This window comes from Nonomuraea sp. NPDC050680 (assembly GCF_040654555.1).
GTDB lineage: Bacteria > Actinomycetota > Actinomycetes > Streptosporangiales > Streptosporangiaceae > Nonomuraea.
In genome coordinates this window covers 34,089-47,280 of sequence record NZ_JBFAIF010000024.1, presented here as the reverse complement: position 1 = coordinate 47,280, position 13,192 = coordinate 34,089, and the positions used below count along the sequence as shown (strand labels likewise).

Annotated in this window: 9 protein-coding genes; 6 read left to right on the top strand and 3 right to left on the bottom strand. The window is 68.1% G+C overall.

The window, feature by feature from the left end:
• Window positions 1-35 precede the first annotated feature (35 nt).
• Genes nuoL through AB0H88_RS44445 form a run of 4 tightly spaced genes read left to right on the top strand, consistent with a single transcriptional unit; the run spans window position 36 to window position 6,049 of the window.
• The gene (gene nuoL / locus AB0H88_RS44460) at window positions 36-1,907 is read left to right on the top strand and encodes an NADH-quinone oxidoreductase subunit L (RefSeq protein WP_357655103.1); all 1,872 of its coding nucleotides are present in this window, start codon (window positions 36-38) and stop codon (window positions 1,905-1,907) included.
• Window positions 1,907-3,466 carry an NADH-quinone oxidoreductase subunit M gene (locus AB0H88_RS44455; protein ID WP_357654961.1) on the top strand — a complete coding sequence of 520 codons (1,560 nt, stop codon included), beginning with the start codon at window positions 1,907-1,909 and terminating at the stop codon, window positions 3,464-3,466. The genes nuoL and AB0H88_RS44455 overlap by 1 nt, the downstream gene beginning before the upstream one ends.
• A complete protein-coding gene (nuoN, locus tag AB0H88_RS44450) occupies window positions 3,463-5,049 on the top strand; it encodes an NADH-quinone oxidoreductase subunit NuoN (RefSeq protein WP_357654959.1) in 1,587 nt (528 codons plus the stop codon). Before AB0H88_RS44455 ends, nuoN begins: the two co-directional genes overlap by 4 nt.
• A 10-nt stretch (window positions 5,050-5,059) precedes the next feature.
• Complete coding sequence (locus tag AB0H88_RS44445) at window positions 5,060-6,049, top strand: polyprenyl synthetase family protein (RefSeq protein WP_357654958.1); 990 nt, start codon at window positions 5,060-5,062, stop codon at window positions 6,047-6,049.
• Here AB0H88_RS44445 and rarD read toward each other — a convergent pair.
• The gene (rarD, locus tag AB0H88_RS44440; protein ID WP_357654956.1) at window positions 6,017-6,943 is read right to left on the bottom strand and encodes an EamA family transporter RarD; all 927 of its coding nucleotides are present in this window, start codon (window positions 6,941-6,943) and stop codon (window positions 6,017-6,019) included. The genes AB0H88_RS44445 and rarD overlap by 33 nt on opposite strands.
• Window positions 6,944-7,249: 306 nt before the next feature.
• On the opposite strand from rarD, the gene AB0H88_RS44435 reads away from it, so the two are divergent.
• The gene (locus AB0H88_RS44435) at window positions 7,250-8,542 is read left to right on the top strand and encodes a cytochrome P450 (RefSeq protein ID WP_357654955.1); all 1,293 of its coding nucleotides are present in this window, start codon (window positions 7,250-7,252) and stop codon (window positions 8,540-8,542) included.
• On the opposite strand, the gene AB0H88_RS44430 is transcribed toward AB0H88_RS44435, so the two are convergent.
• Complete coding sequence (locus AB0H88_RS44430; RefSeq protein ID WP_357654953.1) at window positions 8,472-11,381, bottom strand: BTAD domain-containing putative transcriptional regulator; 2,910 nt, start codon at window positions 11,379-11,381, stop codon at window positions 8,472-8,474. The two genes, AB0H88_RS44435 and AB0H88_RS44430, sit on opposite strands and share 71 nt — an antisense overlap.
• 188 nt (window positions 11,382-11,569) lie before the next feature.
• Between AB0H88_RS44430 and AB0H88_RS44425 the strand changes: the two genes are divergently transcribed.
• Window positions 11,570-12,496, top strand: coding sequence for a GNAT family N-acetyltransferase (locus AB0H88_RS44425; RefSeq protein WP_357654951.1), 927 nt, complete (start codon window positions 11,570-11,572; stop codon window positions 12,494-12,496).
• 81 nt (window positions 12,497-12,577) lie between these two features.
• On the opposite strand, the gene msrA is transcribed toward AB0H88_RS44425, so the two are convergent.
• Window positions 12,578-13,090, bottom strand: a complete 513-nt coding sequence (msrA, locus tag AB0H88_RS44420; protein WP_357654949.1) for a peptide-methionine (S)-S-oxide reductase MsrA — start codon at window positions 13,088-13,090, stop codon at window positions 12,578-12,580.
• Window positions 13,091-13,192: the final 102 nt, after the last annotated feature.

Genomic DNA, 13,192 nt, shown 5'->3' with positions numbered 1-13,192 from the left:
CTCCTGTTGGGATCATCCAGCACACAACCGGCGGCATGATCGGGGCCTCCTGGCTGATGATCGCCTTCCCGTTGCTGGGTGCGGCGATCCTGCTGATCCTCGGGCGCATGACGAACCGGTGGGGCCATCTGCTGGGCGTGGCCATGTCCCTCGCCTCGTTCGTCGTGGCGGTGCTGACCTTCCTTGAGATCATCGGCCTACCGGCTGAACAGCGCCGTCAGGCCGTACATCTGTATGCGTTCATTCCCGGCATGGTCGACATGGGGTTGCTGATCGACCCGCTGTCGATCAGCTTCGCGCTGCTGATCACGGGTGTCGGATCGCTGATCCACATCTACTCGATCGGCTACATGTCGCACGACGCCGAGCGGCGCCGGTTCTTCTCCTACCTGAACCTCTTCGTCGCCGCGATGCTCCTGCTGGTGCTGGCCGACAACTACGTGGGGCTGTTCATCGGCTGGGAGGGCGTGGGCCTGGCCTCGTACCTGCTCATCGGGTTCTGGCAGTTCAAGCCCTCGGCGGCGGTCGCGGCCAAGAAGGCGTTCGTCGTCAACCGCGTCGGTGACTTCGGGCTGCTGGTCGGCATGTTCATCATTCTGGCCACCTTCCACACGCTGACCTTCAGCGAGCTGGGCAAGAAGATCGCCGAGCACCCGCCCTCCGGCGGCGCGATCACCGCGATCGGCCTGCTGCTGCTCCTCGGCGCGTGCGGCAAGTCGGCGCAGTTGCCGCTGCAGTCCTGGCTGCTCGACGCGATGGAGGGCCCGACCCCGGTCTCGGCCCTGATCCACGCGGCGACCATGGTCACCGCCGGTGTCTACCTGGTGGTCCGTTCCGGCGCGTTCTTCTTCCCGCCGGACTCGACCCAGGCGATCGCCGTCTCGATCGTCGGCGCGGCCACGCTGCTGGCCGGTGCCATCATCGGTTGCGCGAAGGACGACATCAAGAAGGGCCTGGCCGGTTCGACGATGTCGCAGATCGGCTACATGATGCTCGGCGCGGGCCTCGGCCCGGCGGGCTACGCCTTCGCGATCGGGCACCTGATCACGCACGGCTTCTTCAAGGCCGACCTGTTCCTCGGCGCCGGTTCGGTCATGCACGGCATGAACGACGAAGTGAACATGCGGAAGTACGGCGGCCTGCGCAAGCACATGCCGATCACCTTCGCGACGTTCTTCATCGGCTACCTGGCGATCATCGGCTTCCCCCTGCTGTCCGGATATTTCACGAAGGACGGCATCATCGAGACCGCCGTTCACCACCAGCCGATCCTCGGCTGGCTGGCCGTGCTCGGTGCGGGCATCACCGGCTTCTACATGTCGCGGATGGTCTTCATGACCTTCTTCGGCGAGAAGCGCTGGGAGAAGGACGCGCACCCGCACGAGTCGCCCGCCGTCATGACGTGGCCGCTGATCATCCTGTCGATCGGCGCGCTCTTCCTGGGCGGCTACCTGATCCTTAGCAACAGGCTCTACGACTTCCTCTCGCCCGCCGTGGGCACCGCGGAAGTGCGGCCGGAGTTCGACTTCACCAGCACCGCCGGCCTGGTCACGCTGGCGCTGGTGGCCGTCGGGGCGGGCTTCGCGTGGGTCAGGTACGGCAGGGCCGAGGTGCCCGCCGTGGCGCCGCGCGGCTCCTTCCTCACCACGTTCGCCCGTCGTGACCTCTACGGCGACGCGCTCAACGAGTCCCTGTTCATGCGCCCCGGCCAGTGGCTGACCCGCTTCGCGGTGTACTTCGACAACCGCGGCATCGACGGGCTGGTCAACGGCCTGGCGGCGGGCATCGGCGGGACCTCGGGGCGTCTCAGGCGGATCCAGACGGGCTTCGCCAGATCCTACGCGCTGTCCATCCTGTTCGGTGCTGCCCTCCTGGCAGGCGCCCTGCTCCTCGTTGGGAACATCTGATGTCACCCTGGCTCCCGATACTCATGGCGGTGCCCGTCCTGGGCGCCATCGTGGTGGCCCTGCTTCCCAAGGGCAGTGACAAGCTGGCCAAGCAGGCCACGCTGCTGGTGTCCCTGGTCGTGCTGGTGCTGACGCTCGTCATGGCGGCCCAGTTCAAGACGGGCGGCCCCAGGTTCCAGTTCGAGGCGGATCCCGACTGGATCCCGAGCTTCGGCGTGAAGTTCGGGGTCGGCGTCGACGGCATCGCGCTCGTGCTGATCGCGTTGTCGGCGGTGCTGGTGCCGATCGTGGTGCTCGCCTCCTGGCACGACGCCGACGGCACGCAGAGCGCCGACGGCACGCTGATCACCCCGAAGCGGTCGGTCAAGACGTACTTCTCGCTGCTGCTGGTGCTGGAAGCGATGATGATCGGCGTCTTCGCATCGACCGACATCTTCCTGTTCTACGTCTTCTTCGAAGCCATGCTGATCCCGATGTACTTCATGATCGGGTCGTACGGCGGCGCCCAGCGGTCGTACGCGGCCGTCAAGTTCCTGCTGTACTCGCTGTTCGGCGGCCTGCTCATGCTGGTCGCGGTCATCGCGCTGTATGTGCTCGCGGGCAAGAACACGTTCATGTTCCCCCAGCTCATCGGCGCCATCCAGGACCCCGCGACGCAGAAGTGGCTGTTCGCCGGGTTCTTCATCGCCTTCGCGATCAAGGCGCCGCTCTGGCCGGTGCACACCTGGCTGCCCGACGCGGCCGCCCAGGCTCCGGCCGGCGCCGCCGTGCTGCTCGTGGGCGTGCTCGACAAGGTCGGTACGTTCGGCATGCTCCGCTTCTGCCTGGAGCTGTTCCCCGACGCGGCCAAGGCGTTCACGATGCCGATCGTGGTCCTCGCGGTCATCAGCATCATCTACGGCGCGATCGTGGCCATCGGGCAGACCGACATGAAGCGGCTCATCGCCTACACGTCGATCTCGCACTTCGGCTTCATCGTGATGGGCGTGTTCGCCATGTCGCAGGTGTCGCAGTCCGGCGCCGCGCTCTACATGGTCAACCACGGCTTCGCCACCGGCGCGCTGTTCCTGGCCGCCGGGTTCCTCATCGCCCGGCGCGGCTCGCCGCACATCGCCGACTACGGAGGCGTTCAGAAGGTCACCCCGCTGCTCGCGGGCTTCTTCCTGATCGCCGGTCTGGCCGGGCTCTCGCTGCCGGGACTGTCGTCGTTCGTCAGCGAGTTCATGGTGATGATCGGCACCTACACCAGCCCTGCCTTCGGGTCCGGCGCGCTCGCGGTCGCGGCGATCGTCTCCGCGCTGGCCGTGATCCTGGCGGCCGTCTACATCCTGTGGATGGTGCAGCGGACGATCAACGGGCCGACCGCCGAGCCGGTGAAGGCCTTCAAGGACCTGAACGTGCGCGAGATCGTCGTCCTCGCGCCGCTCGTCGCGCTGATCATCGGCTTCGGCTTCTTCCCCAAGCCGCTGCTCGACGTGATCAACCCCACGGTCACCCAGACGCTGGTCAACGTGAATGTGGACAACCCGGCTATCGCTGAGAAGGGGGCCGGCCAGTGAACGACGCTGTCGTGGCGCCGACCATCGAATACGGCACGCTGGCGCCGATGCTGCTGGTCTTCGGCGCGGCCGTCGTCGGTGTGCTCGTAGAGGCGTTCGCGCCGCGCTACATGCGCAAGTCGATCCACGTACCTCTCACCCTGCTGTCGCTGGCCGGCGCGTTCGCGCTGGTCATCGTGCAGGTGGTCAAGGGCGCCGTGCCGACGGCGCCGGTCGCCATGGGCGCGGTCGCGGTCGACGGACCCTCGCTGTTCATCTGGGGCGTCATCCTCGTCCTGTCGTTCGTCTGCGTGCTGATGATCAACGATGAGGGCCACTTCGTCGCCTCGGCGGCGGCCGTGCCCGGCAGCGCCGACGAGGAGGAGGCCGAGGCCGCCGGTGGCTCGCACACCGAGGTCTACCCGCTGGTCCTGTTCGCGGTGGGCGGCATGCTGCTCTTCCCCGCCGCGCACGACCTGCTGACCATGTTCGTCGGCCTTGAGGTCATGTCGCTGCCGCTGTACCTGCTGTGCGGCCTGGCCCGCCGGCGCCGCCTGCTGTCGCAGGAGGCGTCGATGAAGTACTTCCTGCTCGGCGCGTTCTCCTCGGCCTTCTTCCTGTACGGCACGGCCATGATCTACGGCTTCGCCGGGACGGTGTCCTTCACCGGCATCAACAAGGCCCTGTCCACCGGCTCGCTGCTCGACCCGATCCTGCTGCTCGGGCTCTCGCTGCTCGGCGTCGGCCTGCTGTTCAAGATCGGCGCGGCGCCGTTCCAGGCGTGGAAGCCGGACGTCTACCAGGGCGCTCCGACGCCGATCACCGCGCTCATGGCCTCCGGCACGCTGGTCGCGGCCGTGGGCGCCGTGCTGCGGGTGTTCTGGGTGGCGCTGGGCAACCTGGACTGGGACTGGCGGCCGGTCATGTGGGCCGTCGCGGCCCTGACGATGGTGGTCGGCGCCATCCTGGCGATCACGCAGACCGACATCAAGCGGATGCTGGCCTACTCCTCGATCGCGCACGCGGGCTTCCTGCTGATCGGTGTCATGGCCACGTTCGACCAGAGCGCGCAGAACGCCAAGTCGCTGTCGGCGATCATGTTCTACCTGCTCGTCTACAGCATCACCACGGTCGGCGCCTTCGCGGTCGTCACGATGGTCCGCGACCCCGGCGGCGAGGCGAACCACCTGTCACGCTGGGCCGGGCTGGGCAAGCGCTCGCCGATCCTGGCGGGCATCTTCGCCTTCTTCCTGCTGGCCTTCGCCGGCATTCCGCTGACCAGCGGCTTCTTCGGCAAGTACGCCGTGTTCGCCGCCGCGCTGGCCAGTGGGTCCGAGGCCGGTGACTCGCTCGGGGGCTGGATGACCGGGCTGGTCGTGCTGGGCGTCATCGCCTCCGCGATCGCCGCGTTCTTCTACGTGCGCGTCATCGTCCTGATGTTCTTCAGCGACCCGGCGGCCGACGGCCCCTCGATCGCGGTGCCCAGTATGGGGACCGTGGCCGTCATCGCCATCTCGCTGCTGGTTACGGTAGGAGTCGGGCTCTTCCCGCAGCCCATGCTCGACCTCGCCAACCAGGCTGCATCCGGCCTGTTCATCAGATAAGGGGATCTGTATGTCCGCGCCTCCCGTGGTTGACCTTCCCATTGAGGACGAACGGTTGGCGCAGGACGTGGCCAACGGACTGGCCGCGGTCGAGAAGCTGCTGCGCTCCTCGGTGGAGAGCGAGGACGCCTTCGTCACGGAGGCGTCCAAGCACCTCATCGAGGCCGGGGGCAAGCGCTTCCGTACGCTGATGGTGCTGCTGGCGGCCCAGTTCGGGGATCCGTCGGCGCCGGGTGTCGTGCCCGGCGCCGTGGTCATTGAGCTGACCCATCTCGGGTCGCTTTACCACGACGACGTCATGGATGAGGCTCCGGTACGCCGGGGCTCGCCGTCGGCCAACGCCCGGTGGGACAACACCGTGGCCATCCTCACCGGCGACTACCTGTTCGCCCAGGCGTCCGACCTCCTGGCCGACCTCGGGCCCGAGCTCATCCGCGTACAGGCCCAGACCTTCTCCCGCCTCGTCCAGGGTCAGATCCGCGAGACGATCGGGCCGCGCGGCGAGGAGGACGCGGTGGCGCACTACATCAGCGTGCTGGCGGACAAGACCGGGTCCCTGATCGCGGCCTCCGGCCGGTTCGGGGCGCTGCTGTCCGGGGCGCCTTCCGACGTCGAGGAGCGGCTCAGCCGGGCGTGCGAGGCCGTCGGGGTGGCCTGGCAGCTGGGGGACGACCTGCTCGACGTGGCGTCCACCTCGACGGAGTCGGGCAAGGTGCCGGGGACGGATCTGCGGGAGGGCATCCGTACGCTGCCGGTCCTCTACGCTCTGGCCGCGGACCCGTCCTCGCGGCTGGCGGAGTTGCTGTCGGGGCCGGTGGCCGAGTCGGACCTGGACGAGGCGCTGACGCTGCTGCGGGCGCACCCGGCCATGGGACAGGCGCGGGCCGAGCTGGATGCCTGGGTGGATCGGGCTCGTACTGACATCTCCGGCCTCCCAGACATCCCCGCCAAGAACGCATTTTTGGCGCTATGTGACTACGTTGTCGAGCGTTCTGGGTGATTTCCTGATCGCGGCCCGGTTAGCGCGGGCCGTACGGATGCTGTCGTAGGTGAAGACGGCCAGGGCCAGCCACACGATCGAGAACCCGATCCAGCGGCTGGCCGGCATCGTCTCCTTCGCGACCAGCACCCCGCACAGGAACTGCAGGACCGGCGCGATGTACTGGAGCAGGCCGATCGTGCTGAGCGGCACCCTGATGGCGGCGGCGGTGAAGCACAACAGCGGCACCGCCGTGATCGCCCCCGCCCCGACCAGGAGCGCCGCATGGCCGAGGCCCTCGGTTCCGAACGTGGACTGCCCGGTCTGACCGAGGTAGAGGATGTAGGCCAGCGCGGGGGCGAGCAGCACCAGGGTCTCGACGGTGAGGCTCTCGGCCGCGCCCACGTTCGCCTGCTTCTTGACCAGCCCGTACAGACCGAAGCTGACGGCCAGCGTCAGCGCGATCCACGGCGGCCGGCCGTAGTCGATGGTCAGCACCAGCACGGCGAGTGTCCCGAACCCGACCGCCACCCACTGCAGCGGGCGCAACCGCTCCTTGAGCAGCACGACCCCGAACAACACGCTGATCAGCGGATTGATGAAGTACCCCAGGGAACCCTCGACCACCTGACCGGCGTTGACGGCATAGATGTACACGCCCCAGTTGACGGTGACGATCACGGCGGCCAGCGTCAGCAGCGCGAGCTTCCTGGGCTCCTTGAGCAGTCCTCGCATCCAGGACCAGTGGCGCCGCACGGCCAGCACCACCAGAACGGCGACCAGCGACCAGGCCATGCGGTGCGCGAGGATCTCAACGGCTCCTGACGGCTTGAGCAGCGGCCAGTACAGGGGGAACAATCCCCACATCGTGTAGGCGGCAGCCCCGAACAGCACACCGCGCCTCAGGTCAGGCATGTAGTCCAGTTTCGGGCATTACCACCTTTAAACACAAATGCGTATTGCTGTATGGAAATATGTAGGACTTCTAAAAGGTCTTGCCGACGCCGGCACCCAGTACCGCGGACCGCCGGCCGGGGCAGGCGGTTTTCATGCGGAGATCATGCGCCCGGTGATCGAGCATGGTCAGTGACGTCAGTCGCGCTATGGAGGTCAGGTATGAAGCACGTTCGTCACGCAGCCATCCGCGTCCTGGGCCGGGTCCGCATGGGAGGCATGTACACCTACTGGAACTTCTGGAACTAACGAGCCGAGGGCCGACGCGTGACGCATGCAGCTGGGCCGGAGCGGCCTCCCGGGCCCCGAGGGCACTGGTTGTTCGGTAACACCGAGGAGTACGACCGGGACAGGAATGGCTTTCTGGAACGGTGTCACCGTGAATACGGGGACGTCTTCTCCTTCGACGCCCGCACCATCGTGGTGTCCTCACCGGATCAGGTGCATGCGTTACTCACCAGGACCAACAGCGACTTCCTGGCCGAGAATTCGCCGTTGGCGGGAAGCATGGACACCGAGCGGATGGCGGCCGACGCCGAGCTGTGGACCACGACCCGTCGCGCGGGCTGGCAGGGTTTGCACAGGAGGATGGCGCAGGCGCACGCCGAGCGGCTGCGCGAGATCTTCCTCAAGACCGTCGGTGACGGGGAGATCGACGTGCTCGCCACGATGGCCGATTTCTTCGGCCGGGCGACCGCCGACTTCTGCCTGGGCGCCGACGCGGAAGGCGTGCCGGAGACGTTGGCCGAGAACGTCGCGGCCCTCGATCCTCTGTCGCGTGACTCGCTGCAGCTCCCGCCGTGGTGGCCATCGCGCAAGGTACGGCGCTTCGCCCGCTCCCGCAAGCGACTCCTGGCGCTCATGACCGACATCGTGCGCCGCCGCCTGGCCGGAGATTCGTCCGCTCAGGATCTCCTCAGCGTGCTGATCGCCTCGGGCGACCGGCAGCTGTCCGACCTGCAGATCGAGCGCTTCCTACGCGGGATCATGCTGGCCGCCTTGGGCGTCCCGGCCGCCGCGCTCACCTGGGTCGTGTACGAGCTCGGCAGGCGACCGGACATGCTGGCCCGGCTGGAGGCCGAGGCCGCTTCGGCCGGTGATGTCCCGGTCATGGGGGATCTGCCGTACACCGAGGCGTTCGTCAAGGAGGTGCTCAGGCTGTGGCCGCCGACCTGGCTGATCGGCAGGACCGTACGCCGGGAGACCGAGCTCGACGGGTGGCCTCTCAAGACGGGGGATCAGGTGCTGTTCAGCCTGTACCGGCTGCATCGCGATCCACGCTGGTGGTCCGACCCCGACCAGCTGATGCCGGAACGGTGGCTGGATTCTCGCGTCGCGCCCGTCAGGCATACCTACCTGCCATTCGGCGCCGGGCCAAGGGTGTGCGTGGGGACTCAGCTCGGCATGATGCAGCTGACGTTGGCGACGTTCTGGCTGGTCACCGGTATGAACATGACTCGGCTGGATGAGACGGCGATCGTGCCCGATTTCAGCGGTCTGCTGGTGCCGCGGGACCTGAGGGTCCGGCTGCGGCGGAAGGCCGCTCGGCAAGACGCCTGATCTTCTCCTGAACGTTCTCGGCTTCGGCCGCGCGGTGTTGCTTGTGATAGAGATCGAGCGCTCGCTGCCAGGCGTCACGGGCGGCGGTGGTCCGGCCTGTTTCGTGCTGGACCTCGCCGATGCGGACGAGGGTGTCGGCGCCTTGATAGGTGTTGCCGAGCCTGTCGCGTAGTTCGAGGCATCGGCCGTAGTAGTCGAGCGCCTGATCGCGTTGCCCTGCCCAATGGGCGATGTAGCCGAGGCTGTCGAGTGTGGCGGATTCGCCGTTCAGGTCCTCGTACTTCCGGAACAGCTCCAGAGCCTGTTCGCAGTACGATCGCGCCTCCGGGTAATGGCCGAGTTTGGCGTGGCACCAGCCGGCGGCGCTGAGTGCGTTGGCCTCCCAGAGGGGGTCTCGTAGTTCCCGCTGGAGGCGCAGGGCGTTCTCCACGTGAGGGAGTGCGTGCTCGGGCCGGCCTCGCGCGAGCCAGGCGAACCCGAGGGTGTGGCTGGTGTGCGCCTGGCCGGCGAGGTCATCCTCCTGCTCGAACAGCTTGAATGCGAGCATCAGATGTTCCAGGCCGTCGTCGGCCCGGGGGGCCTGCGCGTAGGCGTACCCCAGATACCAGTGGACGAAGGCCCGGGTGCCCGAGTGTCCCAGCCGCTCGGCGGCGGCCAAGGCCGTCTGCCAGGACTCGATGCGGATCTCGTGCTGGCACCTCTTGTGGTAGGTGTCCATCGCCCAGGCCAGCCGCCAGACGGCCGCGTCCATGCCCAACCTTACGGCGAGCTGCTGTACGGCGATGAGGCTGGACTGCTCGTCCTCGAACCAGGCCCAGGCCGCCGCGGCGTCCTCGAACTCGTCCGGCGAGCGCTCGGGGAAGATCCGCGAGACGAATGGACGGTTGGGATACAGCAGCCGGTCGCCGGCGCACGCGGTGCGCACGTAGGAGTCGACCAGGCGGGTGAGCGCCTCCGTCCGCTCCTGATCGGGCCGATCGGACCGCGCGCGTTCGGCGGCGTAGAGGCGGACCAGATCATGCGTGCGATACCGCCCGGGACGGTGCTGATGGATCAGATTGGCGGCTTCGAGGTCGTGCAGCAACATCCTGGTGCGAGAGGTGGGCAGGCCGGCCACCGCGGCGGCCGATCGCAGGCTGACGTCCGGCCACGGCGCCAGCCCCAGAAGCGCGAACAGCCGGGCGGTGGCGGCGTCGAGGGCCTCGTACGAGGCGGTGAACGCGGCCCGGAGGTCCGTGCCCAGGTCGCCGGCGTGCAGGGCGTCGAGGCGGGTGGAAGGGCTGCTCAGCTCCGCGGCGAGGACCGACAGGGGAAAGCCGGGGTGCATGGCGGCGCGTGCGGTGAGCACGCTGATCGCCAGGGGGAGGCCGCCGCTGTGCTCCACGAGGACGGCCACGCTGTCAGGATCCGCGCTGATCCGCGATTCGCCCAGGTGGCGGCCGAGCAAGCGGCGCGTCTCGGCGCGCGTGAGGGCGTTCAGGCCGATCAGGCTCGCACCGCGGGTGGCGTTCAGGCCCGGGAGGTGGTTGCGGCTGGTGATCACTACGATGCAGCCGGGGCTTCCGGGGAGCAGCGGCTCGACCTGTGCCACGTCGCGGGCGTTGTCCAGGACGATGAGCAGGCGGCGTCCCGCGACCAGCGACCGGAAGAGCCCGGCCTGGGCCTGCTCCCCAGCAGGGATGGCCGCCGCCGGGACACCGAGAGAACCGAGAAAATGACGCAGCGCCACCTGGGCCGGCAGAGGGCCGTTGCTCGGGTCGAACCCGTGGAGGTTGACATAGAGCTGGCCGTCGGGGAAGAGATTGGCGTTGTCGTGCGCCCAGTGCAGGGCCAGCGAGGTCTTCCCCATTCCCCCGGTGCCGCTGATGGCGGCGATGGCCAGGCTGTTCGTGGTCGGGTCGCGGGTGAGGCGATCCAGCTCGGCGCGTTCGCGTTCGCGGCCGACGAAGTGCGGTGGCGGAGCAGGTAGCTGCCGAGGGACCGGCGAGACCACCGGACGTGGCTGATGACGTGGCGCTTCCGGAGCGATGTCAGAGGTTTCCGGAGTGACGTCAGAGGTTTCCTGGGCGGTGTTTTCGAGTGCGGTGTCCGAGGTGAGGATCCGCTGGTGAAGCCGTTGCAACTCGCGTTCGGGCTCCAGCCCCAGCTCCTCGGTGATCCGCTCCCGTAGCCTCCGGTAGACCGCCAGAGCGTCGGCACGCCTGCCGCTCCGGTGCAGCGCGAGCATGAGCTGACCGTGTGCCGCCTCACGCAGGGGATGGTCCGCGATGACCGCGGTGAGCCCGGTCACGGCTTCGGCATGCCTTCCCATCGCGAGCATGGCCGAGCTCCGCCCCTCCACCGCTTCCAACCGCAGCTCCTCGAGCCTGGCCACTTCCGCCTGAACGAAGGAGCCGTCGATCCCCAACAGCGGTGCCCCGTGCCAAAGGCTCAACGCCTCGTCGTAGCAGCTCACCGCGGTCTCCAGGTCGCCTCTGGCCGCCGCCTCGCGGGCTTGCGCCGCGCGGTCGAGGTACCTGGCCAGGTCGAGCTGATCGGGCGCCAGCCGCACGACGTACCCGGGCCGCTGCGTACGGATCAGATCGTCCCCCGCGGTGACGCACGTCCTCCTGAGGTTGGAGATCAGCGTCCTGACACGGGAGGAAGGGGAACTGGGCAGCGGCTCGCCCCACAGCGACTCCGCCAGCCGCCGGACTGACACCACGCGGTTGGCGCTCAGCAGCAGGATCGTCAGTAACGCCCCCTGTTTGCCGGTCAGGACGACGCGTCCGGTCGCGGTCTGGAGTTCCACCGGCCCGAGCACACGGAACGTGGCCCGCAGACGACCTTCAGAACTCACCGACGACCTCCAGTTGAGCTGACGAACCGGACGGGCGGAATCTGCACCTCGACGTGTGGAAAGCTGTCCAGGGTATTTGTCAGGATATCGAGACTTGATCACCGTCGGCGGGAAGGCACGGCGTCAGCTCCGCTGGAATCAGACATTTAGCCCGCGGGCGGGGACGAAAGGCCCGCTAACCTCTGCAGGTGACTTCCTACCGTGCGATCGTCCCTGCGGAGCTCGACCGCGTGACCGCGTGGGTCGTGACCGAGCCCGTCGGCTGGATCCCCGCCGACCGTTACCTCACAGAACTCGCCGAGAACATGTACCGGCCGGAGTGGACATGGATCGCCGAGGTCGGCGACCGGGTCGTGGGACGGGCGCTGTGGTGGGGGCCGAGGGACAGCGCGTACCCGGTCGCGCTCGACTGCCTCGACGTGGACCCCGCAGTGGGTGAGCGCACCGCCGTCGCCGCCGAACTGATCAGGGCCGCGCTGGCAGTGTTCCCACGACCGGTGCAGTACGCGATCAAGGCGGCCGGCGGCTGGCGTGACGATCCGGCCACCTCTGCGGCCGTGGAATGGCGGCGGGCGGCAGCGCACGCGGCCGGCCTCACCCGGGAGGTGGAGCGGCTGCAGTTCGAGTGGGCGCCGGCCGACGGGGTGCCCACGGCGGCCGGGGCGCTGCGGTTCGCCGAGGCGTCCGATGAGGAGTTCCTGGCGATGTTCACGAGAATCGCCGAGGGCAGCCTGGACTTCCAGACCCGAACGAGCGTGGCGGCCAAGGGCGTGGACGCGACCGCACGCCAAGAGATGGACTTCTATCTCGGCGCGCCGGGCAAGCGGGAGTGGTGGCGGATCGCCTACACGCCCGAGGGCGAGGCGGCGGGTATGGCGATCCCCTCGGCGACGCCGTACAGCGTGAACGTGGGGTATCTCGGGGTGGTCCCGGAGTTTCGGGGGCGCGGATACGTGGACGAGGTACTCGCCGAGATCACCCGCATGCACGCGGCCAATGGAGAGCCGCGCGTCACCGCCACCACCGACGTGGGCAACGCGCCGATGGCGGCCGCGTTCCTGCGCGCCGGATACCGCAACACGGAGATCCGGATCAACCTCTCCAACGACCTCTGATCCTCAAGACTTCTGCATGACCGCGGCCCTGCTGCGGCCCTCGGCGGGTCGGTCCTCGCCCTCCGCCAAGCCGCCTCGCGGTCAGCCCTCCGCGCGGGCGGGCAGCCGCCATCCGGGACGCGGGAAGTGGCAGGTGTAGCCGTTCGGGTAATGCTGCAGGTAGTCCTGGTGCTCGGGCTCGGCCTCCCAGAAGGGGCCGACCGGCTCCACCTCGGTGACGACCTTGCCCGGCCAGAGTCCGGAGGCGTCCACATCGGCGATCGTGTCCTCGGCGATCCGCTTCTGCTCGTCGTCCACGTAGTAGATCGCCGAACGGTAGCTGAGACCGATGTCGTTGCCCTGGCGGTTCTTGGTGCTCGGGTCGTGGATCTGGAAGAAGAACTCCAGGATCGCGCGGTAATCGGTCGTCTCGGGATCGAAAAGGATCTCAATGGCCTCCGCGTGCGTCCCGTGGTTACGGTACGTCGCGTTCGGCACGTCACCCCCCGTGTATCCGACCCGGGTCGCCGTCACACCCGGAAGGCGGCGGATCAGCTCCTCCATCCCCCAGAAGCATCCGCCCGCCAGCACGGCCCTCTGCGTCTGCGTAGCCATCACGGCCCTCCAAGATCTCTCAGCTCGGTCGCTCGGGCTGCTCGGCTCGCACACCACCGGCATCCCATGCCCGCTGTTCTCAACGCGCGAGGGTTCCAAGCG

Coding starts and splice junctions, on each gene's coding strand:
- nuoL (WP_357655103.1), top strand. CDS start 36: ATGATCGGGGCCTCCTGGCTGATGATCGCCTTCCCGTTGCTGGGTGCG.
- AB0H88_RS44455 (WP_357654961.1), top strand. CDS start 1,907: ATGTCACCCTGGCTCCCGATACTCATGGCGGTGCCCGTCCTGGGCGCC.
- AB0H88_RS44445 (WP_357654958.1), top strand. CDS start 5,060: ATGTCCGCGCCTCCCGTGGTTGACCTTCCCATTGAGGACGAACGGTTG.
- rarD (WP_357654956.1), bottom strand. CDS start 6,943: ATGCCTGACCTGAGGCGCGGTGTGCTGTTCGGGGCTGCCGCCTACACG.
- msrA (WP_357654949.1), bottom strand. CDS start 13,090: ATGGCTACGCAGACGCAGAGGGCCGTGCTGGCGGGCGGATGCTTCTGG.